The organism is Stutzerimonas azotifigens (genome assembly GCF_013522725.1).
Classification (GTDB): Bacteria; Pseudomonadota; Gammaproteobacteria; order Pseudomonadales; family Pseudomonadaceae; genus Stutzerimonas; species Stutzerimonas azotifigens_A.
Genome location: NZ_JAAMRF010000005.1, coordinates 96,377 through 113,685, shown reverse-complemented (window position 1 = coordinate 113,685; position 17,309 = coordinate 96,377). Strand labels below are relative to the sequence as shown.

The 17,309-nt window shown below is 60.4% G+C and carries 20 protein-coding genes and 1 pseudogene; 19 read left to right on the top strand and 2 right to left on the bottom strand.

What is annotated here, in order from left to right; all coding sequences use genetic code 11:
- Nucleotides 1–34 precede the first annotated feature (34 nt).
- From G7026_RS11315 to G7026_RS11275, 9 genes are read left to right on the top strand one after another with little or no spacing between them, the layout of a single operon-like run.
- On the top strand, nt 35–406 hold the full coding sequence (locus G7026_RS11315) for an integrative conjugative element protein, RAQPRD family (protein ID WP_181070867.1): 372 nt from the start codon (nt 35–37) through the stop codon (nt 404–406).
- Nucleotides 403–636 carry a TIGR03758 family integrating conjugative element protein gene (locus tag G7026_RS11310; protein WP_181070866.1) on the top strand — a complete coding sequence of 78 codons (234 nt, stop codon included), beginning with the start codon at nt 403–405 and terminating at the stop codon, nt 634–636. The genes G7026_RS11315 and G7026_RS11310 overlap by 4 nt, the downstream gene beginning before the upstream one ends.
- Nucleotides 637–678: 42 nt before the next feature.
- The gene (locus G7026_RS11305; RefSeq protein ID WP_375138203.1) at nt 679–1,011 is read left to right on the top strand and encodes a TIGR03745 family integrating conjugative element membrane protein; all 333 of its coding nucleotides are present in this window, start codon (nt 679–681) and stop codon (nt 1,009–1,011) included.
- Nucleotides 1,012–1,026: 15 nt separating this feature from the next.
- Complete coding sequence (locus G7026_RS11300) at nt 1,027–1,422, top strand: TIGR03750 family conjugal transfer protein (RefSeq protein WP_181070865.1); 396 nt, start codon at nt 1,027–1,029, stop codon at nt 1,420–1,422.
- Nucleotides 1,419–2,093, top strand: coding sequence for a PFL_4703 family integrating conjugative element protein (locus G7026_RS11295; protein WP_181070864.1), 675 nt, complete (start codon nt 1,419–1,421; stop codon nt 2,091–2,093). Before G7026_RS11300 ends, G7026_RS11295 begins: the two co-directional genes overlap by 4 nt.
- Complete coding sequence (locus tag G7026_RS11290) at nt 2,090–2,947, top strand: TIGR03749 family integrating conjugative element protein (protein ID WP_181070863.1); 858 nt, start codon at nt 2,090–2,092, stop codon at nt 2,945–2,947. Before G7026_RS11295 ends, G7026_RS11290 begins: the two co-directional genes overlap by 4 nt.
- Complete coding sequence (locus tag G7026_RS11285; protein ID WP_181070862.1) at nt 2,947–4,371, top strand: TIGR03752 family integrating conjugative element protein; 1,425 nt, start codon at nt 2,947–2,949, stop codon at nt 4,369–4,371. Before G7026_RS11290 ends, G7026_RS11285 begins: the two co-directional genes overlap by 1 nt.
- A complete protein-coding gene (locus G7026_RS11280; RefSeq protein WP_181070861.1) occupies nt 4,352–4,771 on the top strand; it encodes a TIGR03751 family conjugal transfer lipoprotein in 420 nt (139 codons plus the stop codon). Before G7026_RS11285 ends, G7026_RS11280 begins: the two co-directional genes overlap by 20 nt.
- Nucleotides 4,771–7,632 carry a conjugative transfer ATPase gene (locus G7026_RS11275; protein ID WP_181070860.1) on the top strand — a complete coding sequence of 954 codons (2,862 nt, stop codon included), beginning with the start codon at nt 4,771–4,773 and terminating at the stop codon, nt 7,630–7,632. The genes G7026_RS11280 and G7026_RS11275 overlap by 1 nt, the downstream gene beginning before the upstream one ends.
- 431 nt (nt 7,633–8,063) lie before the next feature.
- On the opposite strand, the gene cadR is transcribed toward G7026_RS11275, so the two are convergent.
- Nucleotides 8,064–8,498: a Cd(II)/Pb(II)-responsive transcriptional regulator gene (cadR, locus tag G7026_RS11270; RefSeq protein ID WP_008175821.1), complete on the bottom strand. Its 435-nt coding sequence runs from the start codon at nt 8,496–8,498 to the stop codon at nt 8,064–8,066.
- Between the two features lie 98 nt (nt 8,499–8,596).
- On the opposite strand from cadR, the gene G7026_RS11265 reads away from it, so the two are divergent.
- From G7026_RS11265 to G7026_RS11245, 5 genes and pseudogenes are all read left to right on the top strand, one after another.
- A complete protein-coding gene (locus G7026_RS11265) occupies nt 8,597–9,493 on the top strand; it encodes a cation transporter (protein WP_008928737.1) in 897 nt (298 codons plus the stop codon).
- 142 nt (nt 9,494–9,635) lie between these two features.
- Complete coding sequence (locus G7026_RS11260) at nt 9,636–10,397, top strand: ZIP family metal transporter (RefSeq protein WP_009686175.1); 762 nt, start codon at nt 9,636–9,638, stop codon at nt 10,395–10,397.
- 294 nt (nt 10,398–10,691) lie between these two features.
- A complete protein-coding gene (lnt, locus tag G7026_RS11255; protein WP_009686176.1) occupies nt 10,692–12,131 on the top strand; it encodes an apolipoprotein N-acyltransferase in 1,440 nt (479 codons plus the stop codon).
- A 53-nt stretch (nt 12,132–12,184) separates the two neighbouring features.
- A complete protein-coding gene (gene lspA, locus G7026_RS11250) occupies nt 12,185–12,706 on the top strand; it encodes a signal peptidase II (RefSeq protein WP_008930575.1) in 522 nt (173 codons plus the stop codon).
- 128 nt (nt 12,707–12,834) lie between these two features.
- Nucleotides 12,835–13,642, top strand: a pseudogene (locus tag G7026_RS11245) (ISL3 family transposase); the annotation flags it as partial.
- Between the two features lie 52 nt (nt 13,643–13,694).
- Here G7026_RS11245 and G7026_RS11240 read toward each other — a convergent pair.
- Nucleotides 13,695–13,967 (bottom strand): hypothetical protein, encoded by a 273-nt coding sequence (locus G7026_RS11240; protein WP_181070859.1) that lies wholly within the window; start codon nt 13,965–13,967, stop codon nt 13,695–13,697.
- Nucleotides 13,968–14,220: 253 nt separating this feature from the next.
- Here G7026_RS11240 and G7026_RS11235 point away from each other — a divergent pair, with 253 nt between their 5' ends.
- The 5 genes from G7026_RS11235 to arsH are packed head-to-tail and all read left to right on the top strand — an operon-like array spanning nt 14,221 to nt 17,298.
- Nucleotides 14,221–14,634, top strand: coding sequence for an arsenate reductase ArsC (locus G7026_RS11235; protein ID WP_082041284.1), 414 nt, complete (start codon nt 14,221–14,223; stop codon nt 14,632–14,634).
- Between the two features lie 7 nt (nt 14,635–14,641).
- On the top strand, nt 14,642–14,998 hold the full coding sequence (locus tag G7026_RS11230) for a metalloregulator ArsR/SmtB family transcription factor (protein ID WP_003291040.1): 357 nt from the start codon (nt 14,642–14,644) through the stop codon (nt 14,996–14,998).
- A 40-nt stretch (nt 14,999–15,038) separates the two neighbouring features.
- Nucleotides 15,039–15,521: an arsenate reductase ArsC gene (locus tag G7026_RS11225; RefSeq protein WP_003291041.1), complete on the top strand. Its 483-nt coding sequence runs from the start codon at nt 15,039–15,041 to the stop codon at nt 15,519–15,521.
- Complete coding sequence (arsB, locus tag G7026_RS11220; RefSeq protein WP_041015810.1) at nt 15,518–16,579, top strand: ACR3 family arsenite efflux transporter; 1,062 nt, start codon at nt 15,518–15,520, stop codon at nt 16,577–16,579. Before G7026_RS11225 ends, arsB begins: the two co-directional genes overlap by 4 nt.
- A gap of 2 nt (nt 16,580–16,581) precedes the next feature.
- The gene (gene arsH / locus G7026_RS11215) at nt 16,582–17,298 is read left to right on the top strand and encodes an arsenical resistance protein ArsH (protein WP_258190244.1); all 717 of its coding nucleotides are present in this window, start codon (nt 16,582–16,584) and stop codon (nt 17,296–17,298) included.
- Nucleotides 17,299–17,309: the final 11 nt, after the last annotated feature.

The following is a 17,309-nucleotide window of genomic DNA, read 5'->3' as shown; positions in this document are numbered from 1 at the left end:
ATTTCGGCATTCCTCGCAAATCGCGGACTGGCCGATGTCGATGCAACTTCTCCCACCAGCCGACAGGCATCACGCGCACGGTCTGATCCTGGCGCTGCTGCTCGGTCTGTGTTCTTCCGGCCACGCCAGCGCCGACGATGCCACGCCCGAGTACGCTCGCCTCGCGGCCGCGCTGCGCCAACTCGACAACATCGAACGGCTCGTCGCACAACAAGCCGCGCAGCAATGGGACGAACGCGCCCGCTACCACTTCGACTACGCCCGTCTTACCGCTGACCTTGAGCGCGTGCGCGCCGGCATCCAGGACTACCTCACCCCAACACGTGCGCAACCGCGCGACCCCGCCCTGCTGCTGGGGGATTACCGCCAGCCCACTGCGGACTTCGAATCGAAGGTTGCGCCATGAATGCCGCTCAAACCGCCGCATTCCAGGCCAACAGCGGCATTACAGCTCCTGACATGGCAACCGTGCTGCTAGGTGCGGTGTTCGCCACCCTGCTCGTGTGGGGTGCCTGGGCAATGCGCAGCGCCTACGTCGGCTGGGCAGAAGAACAGCTTTCCCAGCGTCAGTTCCTGGTCGTCGTGGTGCGCTTCGCCGTGCTGTACCTGGTACTGACTTTTTTCCTGCTCTCGTAAGAGGTCGCCATGATGAAGCCGCCCACCCGCATTTTCCGCCCCATGCACTTCGCTAGCTTGGCTGCACTGCCGATGTTCAGCGTGCTGCCCCCTCTCGCCCACGCCGATCTACCCACCCTGGAAAATCCTTCGCGCGGCACAGGCGGCGGCATCATGGAAACGCTACAGAATTACGGCTACGACATCGTGATGCTGATTGCACTGCTCGTGGTCGCCTCAATGTTCGTAGGCGTCTGCTATCACGCCTACACCCGCTATGCGGAAATCCACATTGGCCGCTCAACCTGGGGCCAGTTCGGTCTGACCGTGGCGGTCGGTGCGATCCTGCTCGTGGTTGGCATCTGGCTGCTGACCGAAGCCATCGGCGTTCTCTGACCAAGGAATGCCAACATGGCTGAAGACATTCATCCGGACGGGACGGTGGCGTTCCTACCCCACCGTCTTAATCGTCACCCCGTGGTGGTGCGAGGGCTGACGGCGAATGAGCTGTGGGTCTGCGCTGGGTCATCAGGCGTGATCGGTCTTGCGAGTGGCATCCCACTGGCCTTCATGTTCGCGACGATTGCCATCGTCCCCACAGCCATGCTGCTGGCGGTCACCGCTGGTATTTTCATCGGTGGCGGTATGCTGCGCCGGCTCAAGCGCGGCCGCCCCGAAACCTGGTTGTACCGGCAGTTGCAGTGGTGGATCGCGGTCAATCTGCCGCAGCTCACGCCATTCACCGACGGTCACGCACTGGTAATACGCTCCGGTTACTGGACGACACGCCGGAGCAAGGCGCTGTGAGCCGGTTCAAGAACGAAGTGCTGCGGCTCGAAGCCCACATCAAGACCCTGCGTATCGGGGCCAGCGCACTGGTCGTGCTCGCGCTGGTCATGGGCTTTGGCTGGTGGAGCGCGCCACGCGACCTGACCATCCATGTGCCGCCAGACCTGCGTTCAGGCAGTACGCGCCAATGGTGGGACGTGCCGCCTGAGAGCGTTTACGCCTTCACCTTTTACGTCTGGCAGCAACTCCAGCGCTGGCCCACCAATGGCGACGAGGACTACCCGCGCAACCTGCACGCACTTTCGCCCTACCTCACGCCCGCCTGCCAGGCGTTTCTGCAACAGGACTACGAGTACCGCCGCAATGCCGGTGAGCTGCGGCGGCGCGTACGCGGCATCTACGAGATTCCAGGCCGCGGCTACGGCGACAACCCAACGCTGCGCGTGCGCACAATCTCCACCCGCGAGTGGGTCGTGAACCTCGACGTCACGGCAGATGAATACTACGCCTCGGAGCAAGTAAAACGCGCCCTGGTGCGGTACCCGCTCAAAGTCCTGCGGATCGACGTAGACCCTCAGCGCAACCCATTCGGGCTTGCCATCGACTGCTACGAGGGTGCGCCGCAGCGCATTGCCGCTCCTGTCGATCCGGCGGCAGCGCCCGCCCCTTCCCCGGAAAAAATGCCATGAAACGCTTATTGCCACTGGCTCTTGCGGCGCTCGCACTGCTCCTGTTCAGCGCCGCCCATGCCACCGAACTCATGCGTTGGGAACGGCTGCCGCTGGCCGTACCGCTCGTGGTCGGCCAGGAGCGCATCGTCTTTGTCGAGCGCAATGTCCGCGTCGGGCTACCCGCATCGATCGGCAGCCGCCTGCGGGTACAGAGCGCCGCCGGGGCCATCTATCTGCTGGCGAGCGAGCCCATCGAACCGACCAGGCTGCAACTGCAGGACGCCGATACCGGTACCGTCATTCTACTCGACATCGCCGCCGAACCCGAGCGGGAGGGCCAGCCACCCTTGGAGCCAGTGCGCATCATCGAGACCGCACCATCCGCTGCTCAGACGGATGCAGATGACAGGGCTACAGCTGCCCCACCCGTGCGAGCGACACCGCAGCCCGTCATCCTTACCCGTTACGCGGCACAAAACCTCTACGCACCGCTGCGAACCATCGAACCCGCGCCGGGCGTTACACGCGCAGCCCTGCGCCGCGACCTGGCGCTGGACAGCCTGCTACCGACGTTGCCCATACATGCCCAGGCGCTCGCAGCGTGGCGTTTGGACAACCTGTGGGTGAGTGCTGTGCGCCTGCGCAACAGCGCCTCGCACTGGCTTGATTTGGATCCGCGCGCGCTGCAGGGCCACTTCCTCACCGCGACCTTCCAGCATTCGACGCTGGGGCCTAGCGGCACGCCGGACGACACCACTGTCGTTTACCTGATCACCCGTGGACATGGGCTGGCGCAGGCCCTGCTGCCAACCATCGCGCCTGTCGATGCCTCCCTCAACCTGCCTGTTCGGCAAGATGAAGGAGGCCGCTGATGCACAGCAATGGCCTGCTCAAATGGCTGATGATTCCCCTGGCGCTGCTGCTAGTGTTCGTCGGCATCAAGCTGTTCTCCAGCGACAACGACATTCCCGGCACACTGGAAGAAGCTACCCGGCTCACGCCCGATGAAGCCAAAGCGCTCGGTATTGAGGGCGACACCCCACGTGACACCGTTGCAACGTTAGTCGCCCAGGTTCGTCAACTACGCACCGAGCTGCAGACCGCACTGGGCGACAACAAGGTTCAGCGCGAAGAGAACCTACGGCTGCGGCAACGCGAAAGTACCGTCGACCGTCGCATCCAAAGCGCGCTCGACAGCGAACGCAATCAGCTGCATCAGGACCGGCAGCAGGTCAGCAGCGAACGGCAGAAAACCCAGGGCCTGCTGCAACAACTGCAGCAGCGGCTCGATGGCATTGGTAAGGATAACCGCACCGATCTACCGGTCGGCCTAGGCCTTGAGCCAGACGACGACCTGGCTGGCGATACCCTGCTCTGGATCGAACCAGAGGACCGGCGCGACGATGGCAAGCAGCGCAACACCGGCAATGCCAGTGACCATGGTTTCCCGACCCGCTTCGGGCCGGCGCAGAAGACGCTGGAAACCGCTGCCAGCTCCGCCGTTGACGCTGGACGCCGCGCGGCGGGAGTGCCCGAGACGACAGCCGTCTACACCGTGCCTACCAATTCGACCCTGATGGGATCGATCTCCATGACAGCACTGATCGGTCGCGTACCGATCGACGGCACAGTCAGCGACCCGTATCCATTCAAAGTCCTGATCGGACGGGACAACCTCACCGCGAACGGTATTGATATTCCGGATGTTGCCGGCGCCGTGGTCAGCGGCACCGCCTCAGGCGACTGGACCCTCTCCTGCGTGCGCGGGCAGGTCCGCTCGGTCACGTTTGTCTTCGAGGACGGCACAATCCGCACCCTCCCGAAAGACGACGAGCGCGGCGGCAACCGCCAACAAAGCAACAACGGTAACGACACACAGGATGGCATGGGCTGGATCAGCGACCCGCACGGCATTCCCTGCGTCAGTGGCCAACGCCGCAGCAACGCGCAGCAGTACTTGGGCACGCAAGCCCTGATAACCGCGGCCGGTGCGGGCGTCGCCTCGCTGATCGACTCTGACAGCGGTCAGGCCTCCTACATGAGCAGCGACGGTTCCATCGGCACCGTAGGCATCGGCGCGAACGAGGCCATGGGTCGCATCCTCGCCGGCGGCGTGCAGGACATGTCTGCCTGGGTCAACAAGCTCTACGGCCAGGCGTTCGCAGCGGTCTACGTCAAGCCCGGCGCACGCGTCGCGGTGCATCTCGAAGAACCCCTGACCATCGACTACGACCCTAAAGGTCGCCGCGTCGATCACCGTCTTGGAGGAAGCTCACATGCGCAAGATCTGGACTAACAGCCTGACGCTGTTGGCCGTCGTGCTCACACTAGGCGGCTGCGCGACAAGCAAGGACGAACTACTGCCGCACGACGACAGCACCATGCTCGATATCTGGAACGTCGAGACTGGCGGCGGAACCGCCCGGCAGTTGTTCGATGCACGCCAGGCCCTGCGCCGGCCTTTGACCGAGGCCGATGTACACGCTGTACCCATCGTGCAGGCCCGCTATACACGCACGGCCGCCAACGAAATTTACCGTCAGTTCCATCGGCTGCCGAACCCCGACCTGCTGATGTACGTGTTCCCGCACCTGGCTGGCAGCGACCCGGTACCGGTGCCCGGCTACACTACGCTGTTCCCTCTGTACCAGCGCGTGCAGTACGCACTGCCTGGCGAACGGGTCGAGGACTACTGATGGTCTGGTCCCTGCTCAAGCACCGGCGCCAGGCCGAGAAACCCGCACCACCTTCGGACGCCTGGGCTCGCCACGTCGCCGAGTTACGCACCCACGGCATTGCCGAACCTGGCACCGCACACGTCTCGCGTCAGCCGGCCACTCAGGCCGACGAGAAAGCACTCTACGGTGTTGCGCCCTCGTTCACCGACCTGCTGCCCTGGGCCGAGTACCTGCACCAGTCACAGTGCATGCTGCTTGATGACGGCACCTCGGTGGCGGCCTTCTACGAGCTGCTCCCGGTCGGCACGGAGGGGCGCGAACCCGCCTGGCTGCTGCAGGTCCGCGACACGCTGGAAAACGTGCTGCAGGATGCTTTCGACGAATTAGAGGACAACCCCTGGGTCGTGCAGCTCTACGCCCAAGACGACCCCAACTGGGATCGTTATCTCGACGAGTTGCGCGCATACATCCAGCCCCGCGCGCAAGGCACCGCCTTCACCGAGTTCTACCTGCGGTTCTTTGGCCACCATCTGCAGTCCATCGCCAAGCCCGGCGGTCTGTTCAAGGACAACACCGTCACGCGCCTGCCTTGGCGCGGGCAGACCCGGCGCACGCGCATGATCGTCTATCGCCGTGTCGGCAACGCGCCGCAGCGCCGTGGGCAAACGCCCGAGCAGGCCCTCAACCGAGTCTGCGACCGCCTTGTCGGCGGCTTGGCCCATGCTGGTGTACGCGCCAGACGTCTAGGCGCGGCGGACATCCACGCCTGGTTGTTACGCTGGTTCAATCCCCATCCAACCCAGGTAGGTAACACCGCAGAAGACCGGGAGCAGTTCTATGCCCTGACCGGCTACCCGGACGAACAGGAGCCCGGCGAGATCGAGCTGGCCAGCGGCACGGATTTCAGCCAGCGGCTTTTCTTCAGTCAGCCACGCTCGGATGTCGCTCAGGGCCAATGGCACTTCGATGGAATGCCACACCGCGCCATCGCCGTCGACCGTCTCCGCACACCGCCATCGCCTGGGCACGTCACCGGCGAAACCCGTAAGGGCGACGCGATAAATGCGCTGTTCGACCAGTTGCCGGAAGACACGATCCAATGTCTGACGCTCGTCATCACGCCGCAGGATGTGCTTGAAGCGCACCTCAACCACCTTGGTCGCAAATCCGTGGGCGACACCCTGGCCTCGGAACAGGCACGTGCCGATGTACAACTGGCCCGCAGCCTGATCGGCAGCGCTCACAAGCTGTACCGGAGCGCACTCACCTTTTACCTGCGAGGTCGCGACCAGTCCGAGCTGGACGCACGCGGCCTGCAACTCGGCAACGTGCTGCTCGGTGCCGGGCTGCAACCGGTACGCGAAGAAGATGAGGTCGCACCGCTCAATACCTATCTGCGTTGGCTGCCCTGCGTCTACAACCCTGCGCTGGACAAGCGCCAGTGGTACACCCAGCTGATGTTCGCCCAGCACGCCGCCAACCTAGCCCCGCTGTGGGGCCGCAGCCAGGGCACCGGTCACCCCGGTCTCACACTGTTCAACCGCGGCGGCGGCACCATCACCTTTGATCCGCTCAATCGCCTCGACCGGCAAATGAATGCGCACCTATTCCTTGCGGGCCCTACCGGCTCCGGCAAGTCGGCGACGCTCAACAATCTGCTCAACCAAGTTACCGCGATCTACCGACCACGGCTGTTCATCGTCGAAGCCGGCAACTCCTTTGGCCTGTACGGCGATTTCGCCGCGCGACTGGGCCTCACCGTACATCGTGTAAAGCTCGCGCCTGGCGCGGGCGTCAGCCTCGCCCCGTTCGCCGATGCGCACCGGCTGGTGGAAACGCCCAGCCAGGTGCAGACGCTCGACACTGATGCGCTGGACGAAGACGACGCGGCTGCCGATGGCGATGGCGATGAACAGCGCGACGTGCTGGGCGAGCTGGAGATCACCGCCCGCCTGATGATCACCGGAGGAGAAGAACGCGAGGAAGCGCGCATGACGCGTGCGGATCGAAGCCTAATTCGCCAATGCATCCTCGACGCGGCAGAGCGCTGTGTCGCCGAGCAACGTACGGTGCTCACGCGGGACGTTCGCGATGCCCTGCGCGAGCGCGGCCGCGACACAACCCTGCCCGAGGTCCGCCGTGCCCGGCTGCTGGAAATGGCCGATGCCATGGACATGTTCACCCAGGGCAGCGATGGCGAGATGTTCGACCGCCCCGGCACACCGTGGCCGGAGGCCGACATCACCATCGTCGACCTGGCTACCTATGCCAAGGAGGGCTACAACGCTCAGCTTTCTATCGCGTATATCTCGCTGATCAACACCGTCAACAACATTGCCGAGCGCGACCAGTTCCTGGGCCGTCCGATCATCAACGTCACCGACGAGGGGCATATCATCACCAAGAACCCTTTGCTCGCGCCCTATATCGTCAAGATCACCAAGATGTGGCGCAAACTTGGGGCCTGGTTCTGGCTGGCGACGCAGAACCTGGACGACCTGCCCAAAGCCGCCGAGCCAATGTTGAACATGATGGAATGGTGGCTGTGCATGGGCATGCCACCAGACGAGGTAGAGAAGATTGCCAAGTTCCGCGAACTCACTCCGGCGCAGAAAGCTCTGATGCTCTCTGCCAGAAAGGAGACCGGCAAGTTCTCGGAAGGCGTAATTCTGTCGCGCAGCATGGAGCTATTGTTCCGCGCGGTGCCCCCCAGCCTCTATCTCGCACTCGCCCAAACCGAGCCGGAGGAAAAGGCCGAGCGCTACCAGCTCATGCAGCAGCATGCCATCAGCGAACTCGACGCCGCGCTCAAGATCGCTGAGAGCATTGATCAGGAACGTGGCATCACCCCGCTTCCGCTGGACTGGACCAGGCAGTAACGGAGCTGCACATTGACCTCACGTTCAACACCACACCGCCATCTATAATTTACGCACTCAAGCCGGCCCGAACCAGCCGGATAATACCGGTCGCTCACCTCTATATTTGCGCTCCAATGTGTTCGCTGTGGTCAGCTTATGGCGGGCTGCAACCACAAAATTGCACCCATGCGGGCGCACAAAAGAAAGGCCGCCCGAAGGCGGCCTTGGTAAAAATTACGGGTATCCGGATTTTTTGGTTGATTGGCTCATATCATGATGACGGAACCAACCATCAGCTCAGCGGATTACCTGGTTGATGACGACTCTTCTTCACGGCCCCTGCAAGTTTGCAGCAACGCCCAGGTTCGCATGCCGAGATACGCAGTGAGGCTTCGCGATCAACACACCATGCATTCACAATGTCACTGCAAGGTCCGGCATGTCTCTGCTCAGTCCTTACGGCCTGAGCTAGCCCTATACAGCTGTTGTTTGCTCTCCTCGCTGATCCCCGTCAGGATGCCGCAGGCATTGATCTCCCGACCCTCGTTGCAACTCGCCCTCAGTGAAACGAGTTGTTGCTCAAGCGCTTGCAGAGCAGTTATCTGCGACCGCACATGAGAGATGTGGTCATCGAGCATGGCGTTGACGGCGGTACAGGGCTGGCGAGGGTCGTCCTGATAGCTCTGTAGCTCGCGAATCTCTGTCAGTGACAGGTCCAGAATTCGGCAGCGGCGGATAAAGGCAAGCCACTCGCCATGCTTCTCGGTATAGACACGGTAACCATTCTCCTGCCGTTCTGGCGGCGGCAACAGGCCCTGCTGCTCATAGAAGCGGATCGTCTGCGTGTCGATACCCGCTATCTGGGCTAACTGACCAATGCGCATCAGGCTTACTCCTCAACGGATCATCTGTCCCATTGACCTTATAGTAGCTATATAGTTTTTAATACTAGCAATCTATGTTGGTTAACTGGAGCCGTATCGTGAGTAAAGCCTGTGGTGGCCCATGTAGCTGCGATGCAACGCCTGCAGCGGATACCGATATGCCGGTCTCCTCCGAAGCGTCAGGGGAATGGGTCAGCGTGTATGCTGTGCCGAAGATGGATTGTCCCTCAGAAGAACGGATGATCCGCTTGGCGCTGAACGGCTTTGATGAGATTCGAACGCTGTCCTTCGACTTGTCGAACCGCCGATTGGAGGTCGTGCATGACGGCGAGGCTGAGCCCATTACCGCGAAACTGGCGACCTTGGGGCTAGGCGCCTCTCTTCAGGAAACCGTCATTGCCGACCCAGAGACGATCAAGGCCGCTGAGAGCTCGGCAGTCTCTGCTACGCAGGAGTCAGGCACTCTGCGCGTGTTGCTCGGTATCAATGCGATCATGTTCGTGGTGGAAATGACTGCTGGCCTGATCGCCCAGTCTACCGGCCTGATCGCTGATTCCCTGGATATGTTTGCCGATGCAGCCGTCTATGGCCTGGCTCTCTATGCCGTAGGGCGCAGTGCGAAAATGCAGGTACGTGCCGCGCATCTGGCAGGGGTACTGCAACTGATTTTGGCTATCGGCGTACTCGTCGAGGTGGTGCGACGCTTTGTTTTCGGTAGTGAGCCTGAATCGCTGATGATGATGGCGATCGCCTTCGTCGCGTTGATCGCCAATACCGGTTGCCTGCTGTTGATATCCAAGCACCGCGAAGGCGGCGCGCATATGAAGGCAAGCTGGATATTCTCGGCCAATGATGTGGTGATCAACATGGGCGTCATCGCCGCCGGTGCCTTGGTCGCCTGGACGGGGTCCAGCTACCCTGACCTGATTATCGGTACCATCGTGGGCCTGATCGTCCTCAACGGCGCTCGGCGCATCCTGGCGCTCAAGGGGTGAGGCTGCACGGTACGCAGCTATCGATGCCTGGGACACTTGATCGAAGTGGCTGTACAAGCGCGCTAGGCCTGAACGACAGCATATAGCGCGAAGGCTCGGAGCCAGCAAGGTAGCGTATCTAGGAATCAACCAAGGAAGGAAGATGATGGATAGTATCTGGCTGGTACTCGGCCTGGCGCTGTTGCCCGCCTTAGGCAATTTTAGTGGTGGGCTCGCTGCGGAGGCCTCCCGAACTACCGGGCGCCGTCTCAATTACGCCCTTCACGGCGCTGCCGGCCTCGTCATTGCGGTGGTGGCGGTTGAAATCATGCCGCGCGTGCTAGAGAACCTCTCAGCCTGGGTAATCGCCCTCGCTTTCGCGCTGGGCGGCATTGCTTACGTAGGTATCGAGAAGCTCGTTGAGAGTCTCCAGAAGCGACAAGGCCAGCAGGGAGAAGGCGGTCAGACGAGTGTCTGGATGATCTATATCGCCGTATCCATCGACCTGTTCAGCGATGGCCTCCTGATCGGGGCGGGGTCGGCGGTCTCACCGTCGGTCGCGATAATCCTGGCGGCGGGTCAGGTTCTCGCCGATGTTCCTGAGGGCTTTGCGACGATCGCCACCATGAAAGATAAAGGAATCCCTCGTAGCAAGCGGATACTGCTCTCTGCTTCCTTCGCGATTCCTGTGCTCTCGGCAGCCGTCTTTGCTTACTTCGTACTCAGGAACCAGCCGGAGGCATTTAAGCTAGCGGCACTGACGTTCACGGCAGGCCTTCTCACGGTCGCTGCCATCGAAGATATGGTCTCCGAGGCTCACGAGAGCGGTGACGATACGCACATCTCACCGCTGGCTTTCATAGGCGGCTTCGTCCTGTTCGTTCTGGTATCAGCGGGCTTGGAAGGGGTGGTATCGCAAAGCTAACGTACTGCTCCCCAACACAGCCACTGTCGTGCTGGCCGAATACGAAGCAGCTCCCAGCTTACGGCGCACCTAGTCGAGTCCAGAAACATTCACTTTGCCACCCTGGCCAGCCGGCCGAATGAATTGACGCAGCTTGATTAAGCGGAGCAAGAAAGCATGAGCCACAGGGTTGATCCTGGATTCGGAGGCGAGAGAGCATTGGGTGATAAGTGCGCGCTACCCTCTAGCCTATACACGGGCGTGCGCTATAAGCCGCTTCTGACAGGGGGGATGGCTCTACTTGCTGGAGGCGCCATGCCGCTTGCCTTTGCCCCTGTGGGCTGGGCATGGCTTGCGGTGATCGCTCTGGCAACATTTTTTGTCCTGACCGCGCAGTCTTCAAGGCGTCAGGCGCTGTGGTCGGCCTACCTCTTTGGCCTTGGCTACTTCGGCGTGGGTGTCTCCTGGGTCTTTATCAGCATTAGCCAGTACGGCAATGGCCCCGTGGTGGCGGTGTTAGTCACGGCGGCCTTTGTCTCGCTGCTCGCCCTCTTTCCATGGGGCGTCGCGTACCTCGTGCGCTGCCTGCGCCCTGAGATGGATGCAATGGCACTCTGGCTAGGGCTACCTGCGGCATGGGTGCTGAGTGAATGGATGCGCACCTGGTTCTTGACCGGCTTTCCCTGGCTCTTCATTGGCTACAGCCAGACCGACACCACACTTGCCACTATCGCTCCCGTCTTTGGCGTGCTTGGCGTGAGTTTACTGGTGGCACTTCTCGCTGGCGGGCTTGCCTGGGTTGTCCAGGGGCCAAGCCTGCGCCGTGCTGCGGTAGTCGGTGCCGTGTTAGTCGCTACCCTCGCCGGCTTGCAACTGCTGGATCGTGAATGGACGCAGCCAGCCGCTGACCCGATCGATGTCGTCCTCTTGCAAGGAAACATCGCGCAAGACAAGAAATGGGACCCGAGATACCGGGACATCACACTTGAGCGCTATCAGGCGCTTACCGCGCAGCATCTCGGAGCCGATATCGTGATCTGGCCAGAAGCGGCAATCCCGATGTGGCATGACCAGGCCAAAGCATATCTTGCTGAGCTTGAGGCGTTAGCCGATCAGGCAGGCACATCGTTAATGATTGGCGTCCCGGTACGCGAGGCGGAGGGCCGTACCTACAACGCCGTGGTAAGCCTCTCCGATCCCTCAGGCTTCTACTACAAACGCCACCTGGTGCCCTTCGGTGAATATGTTCCGTTTCGGGATCTTTTGGGGTCGGCCCTCGACGTGCTCGGGGCGCCCATGTCCGACTTCACACCGGGACGGGAAGCGCACGTCCTGAATGCAGCAGGGGTGCCCGTAGGGGCACTCATCTGCTACGAGGCGGTCTTTGGTGCCGAAGTCACTGAGCTTCTGCCCGAAGCGCAGTTACTGGTGAATGTCAGCAACGATGCCTGGTTCGGCAGCTCGCTCGGCCCCCTCCAGCATTTCCAGATGGCACGCATGCGTGCCATCGAAACCGGACGTGACCTTCTTCGAGCCACGAACACCGGTATCACAGCAGCCATCAATCATGAGGGCAAAGTGCTCAAGCGTGCTCCGCAGTTCGAAGTGGCCACCCTCAGCGCCGAAGTGACACCGCGAACTGGCGCGCCCCCTTATGTGCGCTGGCGGGATTGGCCTGTCCTTGGCCTGACCGCACTCGGACTCGGCCTGCTCCTGCTCCGTCGAATTCGTCGGCATCATCGGTTGGGTACATGACGCTTGTTATTTAGCAGCGAGCAAATTCTAGATTGGGTCAGGAGGAAGGGGATATGTCTACTTATGGCAGTCGGCTCGCAGAGAAAGCCCACGAGCCGGGAAAGGCGATGCGCTGGCTGTGGCTCTCGCTCCTGTTACTGTTTGTCGATCAGGCGAGCAAGTACCTTGCCAGCACCATGCTAGCGCATGGTGAAAGCGTGCCTGCCGCACCCTTCTTCAATTGGGTCCACCGCCACAATACGGGGGCGGCCTTCAGCTTTCTCGCGGATGTCGGCGGTTGGCAGCAGCCGCTTTTCATCGGACTGGCCCTGGTTATCTCGATATTACTGGTGTACTGGCTTTGGCGTTCACCACGCGTACTGAGTTATCGGCTCGCCCTCAGTGCGATCCTCGGCGGCGCGTTGGGCAATGTCGCAGATCGCTTGCGGTTAGGCTACGTAGAGGATTTTCTCGATTTTCACTATGCCCAGTGGCACTGGCCATCGTTCAACCTAGCGGACGTATGGATCTTCCTCGGTGTCGCCCTCTTTATTTGGGCGGAAATACGACATCAACCAGGCAGCCGCCGCCGCTGAATCGCCTAGCGTCTTCGCTATCGCATGCTTGACTTCCGGAATAGGCGCGTCCTGGGCCTTGATAAGGCGGCACGCCTTCATGAGCCAGCTGTACGTTCCTGATGCACGACTGCTGCCAAGGGCTCTGCTGCATCCTAACCAATCTGGAAGAGCACCCTGCTGGACCTGCTACCCGGTCGTCAGCAAGAGAGGGTGACAAGACGCCTCATGAGCATGGCCAACCGCCACCAGGTCGAGATCGTCAGCATGGACATGTGGAAGCCCTACCGCCGCGCCTTCCAGACGGTGCTGCCACAGGCCCGTATCGTGGTCGATAAGTTCCACGTCGTGCGCATGGCCAACGAGGCCTTAGAGAAGATCCGCAAAGGCCTAAGGAAGGAGTTGAAGCCCAATCAGCGCCGGACCCTCAAAGGTGACCGGAAAATCCTGCTGAAGCGCGCTCACGACGTTTCAGACCGCGAACGGCTCATCATGGAGACCTGGACAGGAGCATTCCCCCCAGCTCTTGGCGGCTTACGAGCACAAGGAGCGCTTCTACCATATCTGGGACTGTACCAATCGGCGTGGTGCCGAACAGGCTCTCGCCACCTGGATTGACAACATCCCTCAGGGGCAGAAGGAGGTTTGGAAGGATCTCGTCAGCGCCGTCAGTGGCTGGCGTGAAGAGATGCTGACCTACTTTGAGACCGACTCCCGATCACCAACGCTTTCACGTAGTCGATAAACCGCCTAGCCAAGGACAAAAACCGTGATGGCCGGGGCTATTCGTTCGAGGTAATGCGAGCCCGGATGCTCTATACCACCAAGCACAAGAAGAAGGCGCCACAAGTCAAGGAATCCCCGTTTCTGGGCAGAGCCACCATGACCTACAACATGGGACTCCCCGAGCCTGAGAAGAACTTCGGTGTCGATCTATCAACCTTCTGGAAGGACTAAGGGTTGGATGGGGCTGGAAGGCCCATCAACCACTTAATCCGGATACCCAAAATTACTTCTTCAGCGTTTCCAAGTAGGCCTTGAGACTCTTCTCATCGGCCGCCTTGACGGTCATGCCGTTAGGGCCGGTGCCGATGTCGGTGAACTGCTTGGCCGGCTCACCGGTGGCTTCGAAGTCCTTCAGCTCCTGGGAGCCCTCGCGGAACACCCACAGTCGGCCGTCTTCGACTTCGGTGACGAAACCAGGTTTGTCGAACTCACCGGCTACGGCGGTGCCGGCGAATAGGGAGGCCAGCATTAGCGCGGACAGGGTCAGTTTTTTCATCGTAGATTCCTGCATTGGGTTGAGGTGGGACGCAACCTAAATCCGTACCGATGACGCTTTCATTACAAAATTCATATATGCGAATTTACAGATGTAATAAAACGTTTCAGAGGTTAGCGAGAACGTGAACCGGCTAAAGCGAGCTGCTATACGACGGGTTGACAGCACCAATGGTGATTGAGGCAAGCGTAGGTTTACCTTTTATGTGAAAAACCATATATTCGGTTTTCCGAATTTGTCAGAGACATTTCCCATGGCTCACAAGTCTCGCGTGCTCTTTGTTTGCGTTGCCAATGCCGCCCGTTCACAGCTGGCCGAAGCACTCCTGCGGCACACCGACGCCAAACACTTCGAAGCATTCAGTGCTGGTACTGCCCCGACAGGCGTTGATCAGCGTACCGTCGCCGCGCTCCAGAACTTGGGGGTAAATGCCGATGGCTTGCGCAGCAAATCCATTGATGAGTTCGCCGGTCAGCAATTCGATTACGTCATAACCCTGTGCGATAAATCGGCATTGGAATGCCAGGCGCTGCCGGGCTCCGCTGAGGCTCTCGCATGGAATTTTGAAGACCCAGTCAGCAGCGACCAGCCCGACGCCTTCCGTCATGCTCTTCACGAGATTCATGAAAGGATCAAAATGTTCGTTCTAGTAAAAACCAAGCGCTAATACTTCCATGGCCGACCACCTGACTCCTACCACCGTATTCAAATGCCTGGCTGACGAAACCCGCGCCCGCGCGATGTTACTGATCGCCGAAGAAAGCGAGCTGTGCGTGTGCGAACTCACCTTTGCTCTCAACGAGAGCCAGCCAAAGATCTCCCGCCATCTGGCGCAACTGCGCACCTGTGGACTACTGGAAGATCGCCGGCAGGGGCAATGGGTGTACTACCGGTTGCACCCGAACCTGCCGGATTGGGTGGCTCGCATCATCGAACTCACCCTTTCTTCAAACCGCCACTGGCTCAGTCCAGATGCGAAGCGCTTGAGCCAGATGGGTGACCGCCCTGCGCGTACCGCCTCCTGCTGCTGAAGCTCACCTGGGCTCATCCAACCCAAGGGATACCTGATTGATGAAGATTCTGTTCCTCTGCACCGCCAACAGCTGCCGAAGCATCCTTTCAGAGGCCGCGTTCAACGCGATGGCGCCGGCCGGCATGAAAGCCTATAGCGCCGGAAGCCACCCCAAGGGAATTGTTCACCCGCTCAGCCTGAAGGCGCTGCAAAAGGAGGGTATTTCGACCGAAGGGCTGTCGAGCAAGTCGATCGACTCGCATGAATCGCTGAATCCTGACTTCGTAATCACCGTATGCGACAAGGCGGCGGGCGACGCTTGCCCGGTGTTCTTTGGGCCGGCGGTGAAGGCTCACTGGGGGTTGGCTGATCCTTCAGAGCTGCAAGGCACTGAGGCGGAAGTCGACGCCGCTTTTGATCGTACGCTCGCAATCATTCGCGCTCGGGTGCAAGCCTTTCTCGATTTGCCGCTGCAACAACTCAGCCCCGACCAGCTGAAAGCCGAGCTAGCGCGCATAGCTGCACTTGAGGTAGCCGCATGAGCAAGAGTCGTCTCTCCTTTCTGGATCGTTACCTGACGTTCTGGATTTTCCTTGCGATGGCACTGGGCGTAGGCCTGGGAAGCGTGTTCGAGGGTCTGCCAGCCTGGTTGAACAGCCTGTCCGTAGGCTCCACCAATATCCCGATTGCCATCGGCTTGATCGTGATGATGTATCCGCCCCTGGCCAAGGTGAAATACGAAGAGTTGCCTGAGGTGTTCAAGGACAAGCGCATCCTGGTGCTCTCGCTTGTTCAGAACTGGGTCATCGGGCCGGTGCTGATGTTTGCCCTGGCTGTCATCTTTCTGCGCGACTATCCGGAGTACATGACAGGTCTGATCCTGATTGGCCTCGCTCGCTGTATAGCCATGGTGTTGGTGTGGAACCAGATCGCCGGTGGCAACAACCAGTACGTGGCGGGCCTGGTGGCCTTCAACAGCATCTTCCAGATCCTGTTCTTCAGCGTGTACGCGTGGATTTTTCTGGGGCTGCTGCCGCCGCTGTTTGGCCTGCAGGGTAGCGTCATCGAGACCAACTTCTTTGACATAGCCGAATCGGTGCTGATCTACCTCGGCATCCCGTTTCTGGCCGGATTTCTGACCCGCAAAGTGCTGATCGGGCAGAAGGGAGAAGCGTGGTACGCCGAGCATTTCATTCCACGAATCAGCCCTCTGACACTGGTGGCCCTGCTGCTCACCATCGTCGCGATGTTCAGTCTCAAAGGCGACATGGTGCTGCAGCTACCGCTCGACGTGGTTCGAATCGCCATCCCGCTGACCATTTACTTCATCGTGATGTTTTTTGTCAGCTTCTGGATGGGCAAGGTGCTGAAGGCCGATTACCCCCGTACTACTGCTCTGGCGTTTACCTCAGCGAGCAATAACTTCGAGCTGGCCATCGCGGTAGCCATTGCCACCTTTGGTCTGGCGTCTCCGGTGGCCTTCGCCACGGTGATCGGTCCGCTGGTCGAGGTGCCGGTCTTGATTTCGCTAGTTGGCGTTGCCCTGTGGCTCAAGCGTCGCTGGTTCGATAACGCTGCCACCCCCGTACAACAGGAGTGACCATGAAAGACGATCTGCTCCCGAATCTCGATTTCGGTCTGGCCAACCCTCCGAGCCTGGAGAAGCTCGGCATCGCGGGCACGCCAACTCACCCGCCACGCATCCTGCTGCTCTACGGTTCGAATCGGGAGCGCTCGTTCAGTCGATTGATGGTCGAGGAAGCTGCACGGCTGCTCCAACGATTCGGCGCTGAAACCCGCATCTTCGACCCGTCCGGCCTGCCCTTGCCGGATGACGTTCCCGACACCCATCCCAAGGTGCATGAACTTCGCGAGCTGATGAAATGGTCCGAAGGCCAGGTCTGGTGCTCGCCTGAGCGTCACGGCTCGATGAGCGCGGTGTTTAAGGCGCAGATCGACTTGGTGCCGTTAGCCATGGGCGCTGTTCGTCCGACTCAGGGTAAGACACTTGCGGTTATGCAGGTCTGCGGAGGGTCGCAGTCGTTCAACGTGGTCAACCAACTGCGGGTACTCGGTCGCTGGATGCGCATGTTCACCATCCCCAACCAGTCCTCGGTGCCGAAGGCCTTTATGGAGTTCGATGCGGACGGTCGTATGAAACCCTCGGCGTTCTACGACCGGCTGGTCGACGTGATGGAAGAGCTGGTGAAGTTCACCCTGCTGCTACGCGACCGGTCTGACTACCTGGTCGATCGCTATTCCGAACGCAAGGAGTCGGCCGAGGAGCTCTCCCGCCGAGTCAATCAGCGCGCTATCTGACTAAGGAAACA

Excerpts from the sequence above, each read along its gene's own strand:
- G7026_RS11315 (WP_181070867.1), top strand. The coding sequence starts at position 35 with ATGTCGATGCAACTTCTCCCACCAGCCGACAGGCATCACGCGCACGGT.
- G7026_RS11310 (WP_181070866.1), top strand. The coding sequence starts at position 403 with ATGAATGCCGCTCAAACCGCCGCATTCCAGGCCAACAGCGGCATTACA.
- G7026_RS11305 (WP_375138203.1), top strand. The coding sequence starts at position 679 with ATGCACTTCGCTAGCTTGGCTGCACTGCCGATGTTCAGCGTGCTGCCC.
- G7026_RS11300 (WP_181070865.1), top strand. The coding sequence starts at position 1,027 with ATGGCTGAAGACATTCATCCGGACGGGACGGTGGCGTTCCTACCCCAC.
- G7026_RS11290 (WP_181070863.1), top strand. The coding sequence starts at position 2,090 with ATGAAACGCTTATTGCCACTGGCTCTTGCGGCGCTCGCACTGCTCCTG.
- G7026_RS11285 (WP_181070862.1), top strand. The coding sequence starts at position 2,947 with ATGCACAGCAATGGCCTGCTCAAATGGCTGATGATTCCCCTGGCGCTG.
- G7026_RS11280 (WP_181070861.1), top strand. The coding sequence starts at position 4,352 with ATGCGCAAGATCTGGACTAACAGCCTGACGCTGTTGGCCGTCGTGCTC.
- G7026_RS11275 (WP_181070860.1), top strand. The coding sequence starts at position 4,771 with ATGGTCTGGTCCCTGCTCAAGCACCGGCGCCAGGCCGAGAAACCCGCA.
- cadR (WP_008175821.1), bottom strand. The coding sequence starts at position 8,498 with ATGCGCATTGGTCAGTTAGCCCAGATAGCGGGTATCGACACGCAGACG.
- G7026_RS11260 (WP_009686175.1), top strand. The coding sequence starts at position 9,636 with ATGATGGATAGTATCTGGCTGGTACTCGGCCTGGCGCTGTTGCCCGCC.
- lnt (WP_009686176.1), top strand. The coding sequence starts at position 10,692 with ATGCCGCTTGCCTTTGCCCCTGTGGGCTGGGCATGGCTTGCGGTGATC.
- lspA (WP_008930575.1), top strand. The coding sequence starts at position 12,185 with ATGTCTACTTATGGCAGTCGGCTCGCAGAGAAAGCCCACGAGCCGGGA.
- G7026_RS11240 (WP_181070859.1), bottom strand. The coding sequence starts at position 13,967 with ATGAAAAAACTGACCCTGTCCGCGCTAATGCTGGCCTCCCTATTCGCC.
- G7026_RS11235 (WP_082041284.1), top strand. The coding sequence starts at position 14,221 with ATGGCTCACAAGTCTCGCGTGCTCTTTGTTTGCGTTGCCAATGCCGCC.
- G7026_RS11230 (WP_003291040.1), top strand. The coding sequence starts at position 14,642 with ATGGCCGACCACCTGACTCCTACCACCGTATTCAAATGCCTGGCTGAC.
- G7026_RS11225 (WP_003291041.1), top strand. The coding sequence starts at position 15,039 with ATGAAGATTCTGTTCCTCTGCACCGCCAACAGCTGCCGAAGCATCCTT.
- arsB (WP_041015810.1), top strand. The coding sequence starts at position 15,518 with ATGAGCAAGAGTCGTCTCTCCTTTCTGGATCGTTACCTGACGTTCTGG.
- arsH (WP_258190244.1), top strand. The coding sequence starts at position 16,582 with ATGAAAGACGATCTGCTCCCGAATCTCGATTTCGGTCTGGCCAACCCT.